Source organism: Paenibacillus sp. RC334 (assembly GCF_030034735.1).
Taxonomy (GTDB): Bacteria; Bacillota; Bacilli; order Paenibacillales; family Paenibacillaceae; genus Paenibacillus; species Paenibacillus terrae_A.
Window position 1 is genome coordinate 5,560,605 of sequence record NZ_CP125370.1, and the last position, 14,930, is coordinate 5,575,534.

Below are 14,930 nucleotides of genomic sequence, written 5' to 3' on the forward strand. Positions count from 1 at the left end.
GGGGAACAGCATTCCGTCTTAGGCGCTCTTCTATTCATCATGCTTTACCCACTGCGCGCTGCCCAGCGGCCAGAAAACCACATCCGCACGTCCAACAATATCTTTAATCGAAACAAAGCCAATCGCACGACTGTCTCTACTATTATTACGATGATCGCCCATGACAAAAATAGTACCTTCGGGAACCTTGGACTCGGTTATCGTTGCATTCGGAAAGTCCACATTGTTGTACAGCTCGCCCTTGGCATGTGCTTCTTGGACAGCTCCCTGAATGTATGACTCTTCCACCTTCTTACCATTCACGTAAAGATTGTCGCCTTGATATTTAATCGTGTCTCCTGCAACCCCAATAACACGCTTAATGAAGTCCCTTCCTTCCTTTCTCACATGGAATACAACGACCTCACTGGGCTTGGGATCACGAAAATCGTAAATCAGTTTATTCAAGACAACCCGTTCATTTGTTTTGAAATTCGGCTCCATGGATGCTCCCTCAACGACAGATGGCGCAAACAGCAACCCGTGCATAATGAACACGAGAACAACACCCACCGTAATCGCTTTAAGCCAATCCACGATCTCATTTTCAACTTGCGGCTGCTTGTCCGAAACTTTCCGTGTAGCTGGACTCGTCAAATGATTCCCGTTATCCATGCGTCAGACCCGCCTTTTCTCATAGATTCTATTCCTAATATGTGTATATTGTATAAGTGTAATCAATTTTTCCCAGCTTGGCAAAACCGTTTTTTAGTTGAAACAAAAGTGTGAACTTTTTTTCACAATCTTAAAATATCATCAAAAAACAGTTGATGCAAACGTTAACATATATTAAACTGAGCTTATACTTCTTAGAGCGTTTTAGACATATGCCAGTTAATCCGTCACCCAGGGAGGTGCCCTCGTTTCACATGAAAGACAGCATAAGTCGCTTTTATAGTGCTATCTTCTTTTAAAATAAAAGATGAAATAAGGAGGAATTTACATGTTTAAACGCAATGAACGTCCAAAAAACGGGTTTAACGCTCTGAGGCTCGGTGTTTCTTTTGTTTTCGCTTCTTCTTTTCTTATTGGAACCGCTTACGCAGATACGTCATCCAATGCTCCTTCTTCTTCCCTTTCAGAAGAGGCTGCCAGTGCAACGGATTCATCTGCTATCTCCACCACACTGGCGGCAGGCGACTTGTATGTAGCGCCAAATGGTAACGTGTCCAATCCAGGCACCATATCCAGTCCTACTACTCTTGAAGCGGCACTTGCACAAATTGCTCCTGGTAAAACCATTTACCTGCGCGGAGGCAACTACGCCTATTCCTCAACGATTACCGTTCAGCATGGAAATAATGGCAGCAATGGCTCCCTCAAAGGGTTGGTTGCTTACGGCAGTGAAAAGCCTGTACTTGATTTTTCGGGTCAAGCCTTTGGCTCCGCTAACCGTGGACTCCAGCTTTTCGGAGACTATTGGCTGGTAAAAGGCCTTGAAGTAAAGGGTGCCGGGGATAACGGTATCTATATCGGCGGCAGCAACAACCGGATTGAAAACGTGGAAACTCACCATAACCGGGACACCGGTCTTCAACTCGGACGCTATTCCACTACAGCCGCTAACAGTGAATGGCCTTCGAACAACCTAATCTTGAACTCCTACTCTCATGATAATGCTGATCCTGACAACGGTGAGGATGCCGACGGATTTGCCGCCAAGCTGACCGTAGGACCAGGGAATGTGTTCGATAACTGCCTGGCTGCTTACAACGTAGACGATGGCTGGGATTTGTACACCAAAACGGAAACGGGTCCTATCGGAGCGGTAACGATCTTGAACAGTGTCGCCCACCACAACGGACAGACTTCTGACGGAACGTCTACCGCTAACAGTGACGGCAATGGTTTTAAGCTGGGCGGGGACAAAATCAAGGTCAACCATATCGTGAAAAACAGCATTGCCTTTCAGAACAAAAAGCATGGCTTTACCTACAATAGCAACCCCGGCTCCATTACCCTGACTAATAATACCTCATGGAGCAATGGCGAAAGCAATTTTGCTTTTGACAAAGGGGAACACGTGTTCGTTAACAATCTTTCCTTTGAAGGAACAGCCAGTGACAAGACCAGTGGAACCGATCAGGACAATTCTAATGTCTGGTGGAAAAGCAAAAAAAGCACCAATGCCAAAGGTCTTCTCGCCAGCGCCGCTGACTTTGTCAGTCTCGTTCCTTCCGTTACTAGAAGTGCAGACGGTTCCATCCAGCTAGGTAACTTCCTCAAGCTGGCTTCAGGAAGCGATCTGATCGGCTCGGGCACTCCGAGCGGCAACAATATAGGGGCACGTTAAAAGCCCCACCCAATCAGGACGCCCTGGCCCATCTACCAACATAGACATACTGCATAATATAGCGACCGGTGATAGTCCTCATAACCAGACAAAATATGAGGTGAACAGATCATGGAACGAAAAATCACAATGAAACATACACTCGCCTATGGAAGCGGCAACATGCTGGGAAGCGGTGCACTTGCTATTAGTGGCGCATGGTTAATGTACTTTTATACAACCTTTTGCGGACTGTCTCCCGTTCAGGCCGCAGCCATTTTCTCCGTTGCCAGCATCATCGATGCAGTCAGCAATCCGATCATGGGCTTTATTAGCGACAACTTTCATCGAACCCGCCTGGGCCGTAAATTCGGCAGACGCCGTTTTTTCATTATGATGGGTATTCCACTGATGCTCGTGTATCCGTTGCTTTGGGTAGATGGGTTGGGTTTCTGGTATTACCTAAGTACGTACGTGCTGTTTGAACTGGTGTATACCTCTGTTATGGTGCCCTATGAAGCACTCGCCTCAGAGATGACCCGGGACTTCGGCGCGCGCTCCAGATTGACTGGATGGAAGGCCATGTTCGGTAAAATTGCCAATTTTGCCGCCGCTTTTATCCCTGGTCGCTTTATCGCTGAGTATGGCAAAGACTCTCCATTGCCCTTCTTTTATACCGGACTCGTGTTTGCAGGTATCTTGCTCATTGCGATGGCATTTTTGTACAAAAATTCTTGGGAACGGCCTACGGAGGAACTGCAAAAGGAACTGGAAGGTGAGGCTCCGCTTTCCTTTATAGATTCCATGAAAAAGCTGTTTATTGACATTTCCTCTACCTTCCGGGTGAAGACGTTCCGTCATCATCTGGGCATGTATCTGGGCGGCTTTTCAGCCGAGTGGCTGTTCACTTCTGCCTTTACGTACTTTATTGTGTTTTCCCTGTTCCAAAGCTCGGAGATGGTATCTAATCTGAATAGCTTTAACTCTGTCATTCAATTAATTTCCACCTATTTCTTCATCCAGTTCTGTGTGCGCAAAGGGTTCCGTATGCCTTTTATCGCCGCACTCGTCGTCGTTTGCTTTAGCGTAGCGGGTTATGGCCTGCTCTATATAACGGGAGCCTCCAATACGATGGTATGGCTATATGTCATCACACTGTTTATGGGTCTTGGTACAGGCGGGGTCTACTATATTCCCTGGAATCAATATACGTTCCTTGCTGATGTAGATGAGGCACTGACTGGTCGTCGCCGGGAAGGAATTTATGCAGGTATGATGACTTTCGCAGGTAAAATGGTTCGAGCCGTCGTCGTCTTCATACTTGGCTGGGTGTTACAGCATTTCGGATTCGTATCCGGGGCTGATAGTCAGCCGGTCGCAGCTCAGCATGCTATATTTTACGTGCTCGTCGTTGGAACCATCGTTTTGGCGATCATCGGTATGATCGCGTCTGTCGTGATGAAGCTGGATATCGACAGCCACAAGAAGCTGATTACCGAAATTGATCGTCTCAAAAACGGCGGCTCCATGAAGTCAGCCAAACCGGAAGCTCGAAAGGTATTCGAGGATCTGACAGGTTTTAATTACGATCGGTGCTGGGGCAACAATAATGTAGGTTTCAAGAACAAACCTGCTGACCCTAAATCACATACGCCTTCCATGTAAGCACAAACAACGATTACCAATCAAATATTTACCAAAGAGGTGACTGTATCATGGCAAATCCAACATCACAACCAACATCTCCATCCAAAAAAACAGAGCCTTGGTCTGTACGAATGAGCGACTCTGTACTTAAACGAAGTCCGGAATTTTATGAAAAATGGGAATATGACCACGGCGTCATTTACAAAGGCTTGGAAGCGGTCGGTGAACTGACAGGCGATCCCAAGTATATGGAATATGTGAAAAAACAAATGGATCATTTTGTTGACGAAAAAGGGGTTATTCAGCGCTATAAAGTGGATGAATACAATATTGACCACGTGAACAATGGCAAGCTGTTATTCCCGCTGTATCATGCCACAGGAGATGAACGTTATAAAAAGGCGGCTGCCCATCTGCGCAGTCAGTTGGAGAAGCACCCTCGTACGCATGAAGGCGCATTCTGGCATAAGCAAATTTATCCATATCAAATTTGGCTGGACGGCTTGTATATGGGTGCCCCGTTTTATGCGGAATTCATCCGCGAATTCGGAGATTCGTCTGAATTCAGCGATGTGACCCTGCAGTTCAAGCTCTGCTACAAGCATACACGTGATCCTGAAACGGGCTTGCTCTACCACGCTTGGGATGAAAAACGTGAACAGCCTTGGTGCAATCCGCAGTCAGGCTGTTCCAAGAACTTCTGGGGACGCTCCATCGGCTGGTTCGTCATGGCGCTCGTTGATGTGCTGGACTATATACCGGAAGATCACGCCGACCGTTCCGAACTGCTAAGTATGCTGACGGAAACACTGGAAGCCCTGCTGGAAGTACGCGATGAGGAAAGCGGAGTCTTTTATCAGGTGCTCAATCTGGGCCATCTGAAGGGGAACTATCTGGAAGCCTCCGCTTCCTGCATGATTCTCTATGCGATCGCCAAAGGCGTACGCAAAGGTTATCTGCCAGAGCATTATCGTCAAGAGGCAGAAATCATCCGTAAAGGTATTATTGATGAATTTATCACGATTACCGAAGAAGGACTCGTGAATCTGAATAAAACGGTGCAAGTAAGCGGTTTGGGCGGTAAAGATCGTCGGGACGGCACCTTCGCTTACTATATCAGCGAGCCGATTGTGACGAACGATCCCAAAGGTATCGGAGCCTTCATTCAGGCGATGGCTGAAGCGGAACGGCTCTAAAGCGGACGAAATGTAATCTTCTACAATAGAAAAGGACGGGGCCAATGGCCCTCGTCCTTTTCTTGTTATCTATCATTTTTTCTTTGAAATCTAAAGTTTTCAGCTTTTCAAGTAACGCTTGAGTTCTTCATAGAAATTTTCCCTGGAACCGGCCAATATGACTACAATGAGTTCGCCTTCCTCATTTTCTTCTAGCCGATACGCAATTTCATAATTGGTACCTTTATAAAATACATTGTAGCCAAGAGTTCCGCTTAGATCACCTGTTTTGTGCTCTCCAATGGAGGGATCAAGTCGTATGGCTGTAATAGCATCCAGGTAGGCTGACTTTAACGGTCTTTCAGAAAGCTTTTTAAAATATCGTTTTGCAGGACCTAAGTATGTGACTGGAAGCATTTAATCCTCCACCACATCGCCAAATAGTTCATCCGTATCATCATCGCCAGATTTAAAATTACGGGCAGCCTCTCCGGATTCAGCAATTAATGACTTTACAGCCCCGTGAAGCTCAGCCTGTCTTTCACGGAATTTTTGAAGCAGTTCCTGATCCTTGTACCCTTCCTTAATGAGATCAGCTAAGATAAGATCAGAAAAATTGTCATTCGCAGTATTTTCACGTACAGGACGAATAATGATGTTATTTCCTTTGATCCCGAATTCCACTTCATCCTTAATTCCAGCCTGTTCATACAGTTTTTGAGGTATTGTGACTTGGCGTTTTTGCGAGACACGCGCACGTTTCCATTCCACTCGTTCCACCGCCTCATTAGCTATTACCATAGTATACTCCCCCTTTTCCACCCATTCTATTCCGAGAAACAATTTTTCTTTGTTTCTTTACTTCTCTAATTATAGTATAAGTAGTTTTCGAAAAGGAAGCAGTCTAAACATATATTCACTTCATAATCTTAAATTCATATCCCTGTTTTTTCAAATATTCTATGATGACTGGTAAAGCCTTTGCAGTTTCTTCCTTGCCATAGGTATCATGCATTAAGATCACGGCTTTTTCTCGACCCTTTACAGACTTCATGAATTGGTTTATGAGTCCGGCCGCTTTTTTGTGTCGTCCCTCTGCATCTTTAGTTAATACATTCCAATCCACTTGGTGGTAATCCTTCTTAAGTAAAGCTGCATCTAATGCGGCCATACCTTTTGGATCTTTTTTCTTCCACGTCATGTGGCCTCCCGGGAATCGAATCATTCTTGTCGAGAAGTCCGGTCCCAGAATGCTTTTTAATACCTGATTGTTCTTTTCAATATCCTTCATAACGTTGTCCGTACTTACAGCCTTGTGGGGATATAGATACTTATAGTTATGTGAATACGTATGGTTTCCTATAGCGTGACCTTCTGCAACAATTCTTTTGATGATATTCTTCGTATGTTCATTATCATCGGCTTCCTTTCCTACGACAAAAAAGGTCGCCTTAACCTTCTGTTTTTTCAGAATATCTAATATTTCAGGTGTTACCGTCACGGATGGCCCATCATCAAAAGATAAATAAGCTACTTTTTTACCGTCGGCTCCATCAGGCTTCTGCCCCAGCATTTGTTGGTTTAAATATTTCTCAACAAAGGCACCATCTTCAATTCCGGCATCGTCTTTTTGTGAAGCAACTTTACCATTCGATTCGGCATTTGCTTTACCTTTTGATTTGTCATTGGATACGGCATCTGTTTTTTTTACTTGCTCCAGTGTTTGGGCTGGTGGTTTGCTATCTGAAACCTTTAGCACAATGAGCGTAATACAGCCGATCACGAATAATAAAATAGCAATGAATATGATTCTTCTTTTGTTCCTCTTCAAGCGATGCTCTCTTGTCCTGCTATGTGTGTAACTCTTTTCCATTAGCTTATGTACCCCCACCACAATTAATATTTCCCGAAATCAGGCATGTTCGTCTAGGTAACCTTACCATAAATAAGTAGAATGAAAATTGAAAAATTGTAGCCAAATAGCAAAGAGTTGTTACCCTTCAGGCTTCAAAAATCACAAGTGGAATTCCCTGAAAATTGTCATATTCCGTCGATCCTTGTCACACCAACGAAAACCCGCTTCACTACCCGATTTCTAAAATTAGAATAGTTATGACGAAAATATAAATAACAATTCATATTTAAGATAGAGGAAACCAACTGAAATAGCTCAATAAAACAAAAAGGAGCCGTGATATTTGCGCATCACAGCTACTTGACAACGATTGCTATTTAAGATTGCTTTGTCAAAACCTGAGCCAACAAAGATGCATAGGCTTTGGCGCCTTTGGGCTTCAAATGAACTCCGTCGGGTTCAAAATACGAGTTTTTGCCAGAGCTGGCTCCGTACCAGTCGATCATCGTAATCCGTTCATCCTGGGCTGCCGCTTCGGCAAGATGCCTGTTCACGATGCTCTCCCACGGACGTGGGACACGAGTATTCACGAGGATAATACGCTTCGCATCCTTCAGACTGCCGAGCAAATCGGTCAATTGGCCCTTGGTAAAGGCACCGTTTGTGCCCAGCTCAATAATGACTGTCTTCCCTAGCTGTCCGTTCTGCCTCAACTGCTCCAGCACGGCAGGCGCTTCCGCCATCTGCCGACCGATCCGTCCGTCTACAACCGCGTCTGGAAAAGCTTGCTGAATGTATGCCTGCACATCCAGCATGACAGAATCGCCAATTGCGGTCACACCTGCGCCAACATCTGCACTAGGCGTTGCCTGTTGCTGTTGGGTCGAAGTATCCGACTGAACCTTAGCCCCATCCGTAGTGCCAGCCTTAGTCTCCGCATTCTTTGGCGCTTGGGTTTGAGCTTGGACCTTAACTGCGTCCTGCACCTTGCTGCCCCCGGATACTTGTGGTTTGGCTTTCGGCTCCTTCGAAGCCACGGATACAGTTCCGTGAAGCGGCGGCACTGTCTTCCCGCTTAGAATCCCATCGTTCGCCGCTGCCTGCGTGATTACGCCAGTAGGCGTCACGTAGAGGTGAATGGTGCCCACAAAAACTCCTATAAAAAGCACAGATGCTGCGGTTGCAGGCATCCATCTCCAGCGTGCCTGTCTGCGAACCGCTGTACGGATGCCCGCGATCCAGTGGCGAAACCCTCCGTGCCGGATCGGCTCCTCGATATATTTATATGAGAGAGACGCAAGTAATATGGTTGCTAACAGTTGTAAAATGATTCGCAGCACATGCACACCCTCGGTATCCACCTGCGGTGTCGTCAGGGTGATAACCGGAACATGCCACAGATATAGCCCGTAGGAACGTGCGCCGATCCAGCGCAGCGGCTTGAGTCCAAGCAGCTTTCCGAGATGGCTCACCGGATGTGCTAACGCTGCGACCACAATAGCAGTGACCAAAGCTATGCCCAGCAAGCCCCCCGATACAAAGACGGGTCATATTCATTCGAGGCCCATGCCCAGTGACACAGCAGCAGCAAGCTTACAGCCCCAATACCATCCAGGAACAAGCGCGCCTTGGCAGACGCTTGCCCTTTCAGCTTGCCGCTCGGCCATACCAAAGCCAGCGCCGCACCGATCAGCAGGGCGAATCCGCGTGTATCCGTGCCATAATACACCCGGCTGGGATCAGTTCCGGGCACGTAAATTACTGCCATCAGCAGCGCGGAGATCAACGCCAGGCAAGTTACCCAGCCTGCGAGCACAATACGCTTGGGCATATATTTCAGCCCAAGCGCCAGCATTAACGGCCACAGGATATAGAATTGTTCCTCCACCGCCAGCGACCACAGATGTCCGAGCGGCGAAGGTGGTCCAAAGCTTTCAAAATACGATACCTGATGAAAAATAAACCACCAGTTACTCATATATACCAATGCAGCAGGTACATCTCCGCGCAAGGCCGTGAGCCGTGACGGATCGAAAAGCAACGAGCACAGGACAATGACGGCTACAACCGTCAGCATGGCAGGCAGCAGCCTTCTGGCCCGACGCAACCAGAAATCTTTCATTTTAAAACTATGATATGTATCCCACTGACTTACCAGAATATCCGTGATTAAATACCCCGATAACGTAAAAAAAACGCCTACACCCAACAAGCCTCCCGGCAACCAATCCGGATTCAGATGATACACAATGACTGCGATGACCGCCAGCGCTCTTAACCCGTCCAGTCCCGGCATATAACGACGTTGTGATGGCAACGGATTAGACTTCATTTCAGCCGCCATCCTTCATGCAAATTCAAGCTCCCTGTCTGTTTCAATGCTCTTCTGCCCTTTCCCTCTCCTGCACATCGTTTTGGTTCGATGCCCTGTAGCCTTTTCGTTCATTATATAAAACTTCATATTCGTAATGATTTCAATGAAGTTAAAATTAATGACAATGTTTTTATTATATCACTCCTTTCCACAGTTAGGTAACCACTGATAGATATACAAAAAAAGGCATCTCTTCCCTTGGGAAGAAAATGCCTTTTTGATGATTTTAGCTTAAAATTTGATGATGCCTGAGGTATGCAGGAATACCAGCAACATCAGGATCGGTGCAACATACCGAAGGGCAAACAGCCAGATTCGGAACCATGCAGGCTTGAGGTTCGCTTGCTCTGCTGCATTTTTCCAATAGTACCCTGCAAAGATAACGACCATCAGGCCACCGAGTGGCAAGAAGATGTTGGATGCCGTGAAATCTACAAAGTCAAAGAATGACTTGCCTCCGACCTTCAGTTCCGGCACCAGCCCCATAGACAATGCGGATGGAACACCCATCAACAGACACAGGATGGAAATAATGATAACTGAGCGGACACGACTCCAACGGAAACGTTCCATCACATAGGCGACAGGCACCTCCAACAGAGATACCATCGAGCCGATGGCTGCAACCGCCAGCAGTACAAAGAACAAACCGCCGAAAAACGAACCGAAAGGCATAGCGGAAAACGCTGCTGGCAATGCGATAAAGACCAAAGACGGTCCTTGAGCCGGGTTAATACCGAAAGAAAAGGTAGTTGGGAAAATGATCATACCTGCGATAAACGCATAGATCAAGTCGCCTCCTCCAATGGCCAACGCAGCCGTACCCAGCGATTGGCGGCGATCCACATACGCACCATACGTTACCATGATTCCCATCCCCAGAGATAGTGAGAAGAAGGCATGTCCCAAAGCAACCAATGCTGATTCTATAGTGAGCTTAGAAAAATCAGGGTTCAAAAAGAAAGCTACACCTGCGCCAGAACCTGGCAGCAACAGAGCATTCACCATCAAGACGAGCAATAGAATGACTTTGGCAGGAATGAGGATTTTATTGAATTTTTCAATCCCGTTGGATACACCCAAAATAACGACAACTGCACAAATGGCAAAAACAATCAACAGCCATGCCAGTGGTGCGTAGCCCGAAGAGAATGCGGCGAATTGTCCGGCAAAATCGTTATTGGAGAACAATTTTCCGGTGAATGCCTGTATAGCATAATGGAGCGTCCAGCCCCCTACGATACTGTAGAACGACAAAATGACAAACGGGATAATAACATACATGATGCTTAATTTACCCCAAATCGGATGACCGCCTACTTTGACCATAGCAGAAGCAGCACTACCCCGGCCAGCTCGACCAAGCGCCAGCTCAGCCAGCAATACAGGTAAACCTACAAGCAACAGACAGACGATAAACAGCATGAAAAATGCCGCCCCACCATACTGTCCAGTAATATATGGAAATTTCCAAATGTTGCCGAGTCCTGCCGCACTCCCGATCGCTGCCAATATGAATCCGGCCGACGAGAAGCGTTCATTTTTATCGTTCAGGCTGTTCTGCCCCTTGCTCAAACTCATTGTATCCCCCTCATTCTCTCTACTTCCGCATAAACATAAGCATGCGTACATAAATAATTTTTACTCATTATAGCGTAAGTAGGATGTAAGGACATACAATATTTTTCACTATTATCGAATTTATTTTCATATTGTCGGATATCTATATAATCCTACAAAAAACTACATTTTTCCTTCAACATCCTTCTTTATAATGGTCTCTCCCATGCGATTCGATACTTTTTGATAAATATACGAAATCGCCAATAATACCACACCAAAAGAGAAGTAAGCTACGATGGTGCTTCCTGTCGTTAACAGATGCAGGTCATACAGCAGCAGCTTGCCTGTCGATAACAAAGTCAATCCCAGACCAAATCTGCGAATGTAGACAACCCGTTTGCGGAAACCGTAGACAATATACAAAATGGCCAGCAACAGATACACCAAGCTGAATACAAGCCCGGCATCTCCCAGACGGAACTGAACCCCGAGGAATGCGGTAATCACACCCAGCAAATATACGCCCATGATAACGGGATACAGCTCCGTGCTTCGATAATGTCGGGTCATCAGTGCGTTCAGGAAATCCTTGCTGCTGAAAAATACCAGGACATTGAAGACAGCCAGCACCACCAGCGCCACATAATCGGCAGCCGTATTTTGCGCATAATTGTCATGCAAGGTTGGAATGGCCACGGTAACCAGCAGCCCCAACGCATAGCCGATGCCATACAACGCCAAGCTGTAGTATTTAATCACCTGATCATACAGCAGCTTCACTTTAGGTAAGGAGTAAGCCAAAACCAGCGATACACAGGTGTACAGCAGCGCTTTGTAAAAGGAATAGTGTGTGAATCCTTCGGGTACGATGATGTTATACCAATGCCCGGCTTCATACAGCAAATAACCATATACATTCACCAGCGTCACATATTTAAAACCCTGCATGATACGCATCTCGTACAGACGAATGTTTTTGAATGCATCTGGACGACCGAACTGAATCGCATAAAAGACGGTAACGATCAGCATCCCCAGCGTAATAAGCGTGTATTTGAGGCCAAAATAATCCTTCTCAAATCCCGACAGCAGATATATAGGGAAATCGACGAAAAAGAACGCCCCCAGACATAGTAATAGAATGCCCCAGCCAGCTCGCTCCAATTCCTTCAACCGATAACGGTTGCCATACAACGTCAGGAGAACGGCCTCGATTAGCCAGCCCATCGACAGCCATTTGACTCCAAACTGGAACGGAATCATTAGAATGGCGAAGGTCAAGGAGGTGGCATAAAACAATACCTTTGTCTGTTTCTCTTCCGGAATAAATCTGCTGACCCATTGCGCCAAGCCCCCATACACCAGGCAAAAGACGAGTGCCAGCAAGCCTTTGTAATCATCCAGGCCTGCATCGTCGAACAGAGAGTACAGAACGGTACAGCTTACGACTGTGTTCAGAGCCAGCAGGGAGAAATCCAGCCAGGATAGCTTTTCTTTTAATCGGAACGGCACCCAGAGCGTCATCCCGAGGTACATTGCAAATGTAATAACTGCATACAACATGCTTGCAGTCGTGCTATCCGACAACCATACCAGTACAATCATCAGGGGTGTATTCAGCAGAAAACTGATATATTGCACGACGACCCAGCGTTTGCGGAAGGATACAAGCAGAATCAGCAGGTTCAGCAGGAACAGGTAGCCCATGGCGATGTAAACCGAGTTCCCTTCCAGCCCGTTCGCCGCCATGTAGGAAAACAACGGGAGATATCCCCCTACCAATCCAAAAGAACAAATCGTTCGGGATTCATACCTTAACGACAACAGCACAGCGGTCACCGTCACCAGCACGGATAGGCCAATGCCTGTATACATTCCTATAATTTCGAGTAAAAAGTAGCTGTAAAAAATCGACCCGTACAGCACCGAAATACCGCCGCCCAATATCCCGAGCGCAAAGGTCTGCTTCTGTTTGCGGTACAACCACTCGCCGCCACCCAGCATCAGCGCTCCTAACAGAAAGAAGGCCACGCCCTTCATATTTCCTGTAAACCAGTTGGAATATGAATATTTAAAGGCAGCTCCTACACCTAAAATAATGAGCAAAATCCCCAGCTTGTTGATCCAGTTCAAGCCCAGCTTCATTTCGAACTGATTCTGCTTCATACGCTTCTGCATCGTTTCTTCGCTGATTTCTTCTTCTTGAAGCTGGTCCAGCCCGTTCGCCGTATGATGAAGCAGATTTTGCTCAGCCTCTTGGAAACGTCGGCGTTGCTCCATGATCCGCTCACGGATCTCCTCCGAGAACTTCCGCAATCTAGCCACGATCTCCTCCTGATCCTCTTTAAGCTCATGAGTGCTTTGCTGAATAAGCTGGTCTACACGATTTTTAGCCCCGTACTCAAAGGCAGTCAATCGGTTCGTCCCTTCTGCTGTTCTGGAAGCAAAATAGGTTTCCAGCTTTTCGTGCGAGATGCGGATCATATTTGCCTTCTCGCTCAGCATTTGCTCCGTCAGCGCCGTGCGCAGCTTTCCATTTTCCTGCTCGATCTGTTGTACCCGCTCTTCCAGGCGAAGGCAGCGGGCCTGAACATCCTCAAATTTCTTCCGTAGCACCTCATTCTCCAGAATGACATCCGAGGCTTCGTAGTCCGCAATTAACGTCTGGTATTCCTTAAGCAGCTTGCTCTGCTCTTGGCGGATCATATGTAAACGATCTTTCAAATCCTTCATGTTTCCCTCCATCGCTGCCCATTTTGGTAATCATTACATTTTACATGAAATTAAAAAAGCATTATAGAGACTATAGCCCATTTTGAGCTTGGCTAAGGCCTATCCCCCCCTTCGCAAAAACGAAACCCGGGTTATATGTTTGTCGGGGAAGACTACACGAAAAAAACGGCAACGGGCTTGAAGGAGTTGGAGACGAATCCAGTATGGAAGGGCCTAAAGGCTGTTATGGTAATTTTTTTATATTTATGGTATATTATGTACATATGATTCATAAGGAGGACTTTATGAAAATACAAAAAAAATACATTCTAAGTTCCATAATACTTCTAGTAGTAATAGTCGTTGCAGGAGCCATTTTTACATCTAAAACGACTATATCTTTTAAAGAAGCAGCTTTGGGACAAGTAAATTTAGGGGACATTGACACAATTGAAATTATTAAATCAGATGATAATTCTGCAAATGAAAAAAAAATAACCGTGTCAGACCCTAAATCAATTAATCAAATCATAAATGTATTTTCGCAATTACAGCTAAAAAAATCCAATTCAAGTACACCCTTGTCCGACTTGTACTGGATCACTATTAGATCAAAACAAGAAAGGAAACTTGGATTAACCATATTGGGAGGAAAAAATTTAGTAGTCTATCAATACAATTCGGCCGTTCCTAAAAATAGCGTTGTTTCATATGAGATTATTAGCGGGTATAATGGAAAATTAATGCAAAAATTTTTCGAATAAATTTTGGTTGGAGGAAAAGATAACCGCTTGTCTTAGATAAAGACAAGCGATTATCTTTTCTATGACTATTAAAGAAGCATCCATCCACCGCTGGTGGAATGCACTCGCGTCACTACACCTTTACCGGTAATGAATCTGATTCCCTGTGTTTCGTATTCAATAAATGGGAATTTAACTTCAATCAAATCATATCTCCCTTGATTGTCCTCCAAAAAGTCTTGGAGATACCCCATTTCCCAGTAACCATTAATAACCATACTTTTGAGAGCTTCTTTTTCACTAGGAATCATACCCACCAGGAGAGAAGCTATGCCTGCTGCCAAACTAGGTGCAGTGTATTTAAAAAACATAGCTCCAATAACAGACAGCGAAGTACTTAACGCAATGGCCAAAGCATTAGTATTTTGCTCTACAAGACCCTTATCATAAACATTTCGTTGTGCTCTTTGCATTTGTCTGACCTGATCCAAATTCAAAACGATACTAGCAGTGTATTCTTTTGTAAATGCCATAATAATTATCTCCTTTT

General features: G+C 45.7%; 11 protein-coding genes and 1 pseudogene. 4 read left to right on the plus strand and 8 right to left on the minus strand.

The genetic code is table 11. From position 1 onward, the window contains the following. Positions 1-30: 30 nt before the first annotated feature. Positions 31-654, minus strand: coding sequence for a signal peptidase I (lepB, locus tag QMK20_RS25480; RefSeq protein WP_283653811.1), 624 nt, complete (start codon positions 652-654; stop codon positions 31-33). 328 nt (positions 655-982) lie between these two features. Here lepB and QMK20_RS25485 point away from each other — a divergent pair, with 328 nt between their 5' ends. The 3 genes from QMK20_RS25485 (at position 983) to QMK20_RS25495 (ending at position 5,154) form a co-directional block, all read left to right on the plus strand. Then, positions 983-2,332: a right-handed parallel beta-helix repeat-containing protein gene (locus tag QMK20_RS25485; RefSeq protein ID WP_283653812.1), complete on the plus strand. Its 1,350-nt coding sequence runs from the start codon at positions 983-985 to the stop codon at positions 2,330-2,332. A 111-nt stretch (positions 2,333-2,443) separates the two neighbouring features. Beyond that, on the plus strand, positions 2,444-3,976 hold the full coding sequence (locus QMK20_RS25490; protein WP_283653813.1) for an MFS transporter: 1,533 nt from the start codon (positions 2,444-2,446) through the stop codon (positions 3,974-3,976). Between the two features lie 50 nt (positions 3,977-4,026). Beyond that, complete coding sequence (locus QMK20_RS25495; RefSeq protein WP_283653814.1) at positions 4,027-5,154, plus strand: glycoside hydrolase family 88/105 protein; 1,128 nt, start codon at positions 4,027-4,029, stop codon at positions 5,152-5,154. 99 nt (positions 5,155-5,253) lie between these two features. Here QMK20_RS25495 and QMK20_RS25500 read toward each other — a convergent pair whose 3' ends face one another. From QMK20_RS25500 to QMK20_RS25525, 6 genes and pseudogenes are all read right to left on the minus strand, one after another. After that, positions 5,254-5,550: a type II toxin-antitoxin system RelE/ParE family toxin gene (locus QMK20_RS25500; protein ID WP_044644232.1), complete on the minus strand. Its 297-nt coding sequence runs from the start codon at positions 5,548-5,550 to the stop codon at positions 5,254-5,256. Beyond that, positions 5,551-5,934, minus strand: coding sequence for an AbrB/MazE/SpoVT family DNA-binding domain-containing protein (locus QMK20_RS25505; protein WP_044644231.1), 384 nt, complete (start codon positions 5,932-5,934; stop codon positions 5,551-5,553). It lies immediately after the preceding gene. A 115-nt stretch (positions 5,935-6,049) separates the two neighbouring features. Further along, positions 6,050-7,006 (minus strand): polysaccharide deacetylase family protein, encoded by a 957-nt coding sequence (locus QMK20_RS25510; RefSeq protein ID WP_283653815.1) that lies wholly within the window; start codon positions 7,004-7,006, stop codon positions 6,050-6,052. 359 nt (positions 7,007-7,365) lie between these two features. Then, a pseudogene (locus QMK20_RS25515) lies at positions 7,366-9,320 on the minus strand (acyltransferase family protein). Positions 9,321-9,593: 273 nt separating this feature from the next. Beyond that, complete coding sequence (locus QMK20_RS25520) at positions 9,594-10,943, minus strand: sodium-dependent transporter (protein ID WP_283653816.1); 1,350 nt, start codon at positions 10,941-10,943, stop codon at positions 9,594-9,596. 162 nt (positions 10,944-11,105) lie between these two features. After that, the gene (locus tag QMK20_RS25525; protein WP_283653817.1) at positions 11,106-13,658 is read right to left on the minus strand and encodes a DUF2339 domain-containing protein; all 2,553 of its coding nucleotides are present in this window, start codon (positions 13,656-13,658) and stop codon (positions 11,106-11,108) included. A 284-nt stretch (positions 13,659-13,942) separates the two neighbouring features. Here QMK20_RS25525 and QMK20_RS25530 point away from each other — a divergent pair, with 284 nt between their 5' ends. Further along, positions 13,943-14,401: a DUF5301 domain-containing protein gene (locus tag QMK20_RS25530; protein ID WP_283653818.1), complete on the plus strand. Its 459-nt coding sequence runs from the start codon at positions 13,943-13,945 to the stop codon at positions 14,399-14,401. A 68-nt stretch (positions 14,402-14,469) separates the two neighbouring features. Here the strand turns inward: QMK20_RS25530 and QMK20_RS25535 are convergent, their stop codons facing one another. Continuing rightward, positions 14,470-14,913: a hypothetical protein gene (locus QMK20_RS25535; RefSeq protein ID WP_137060791.1), complete on the minus strand. Its 444-nt coding sequence runs from the start codon at positions 14,911-14,913 to the stop codon at positions 14,470-14,472. Positions 14,914-14,930 lie beyond the last annotated feature (17 nt).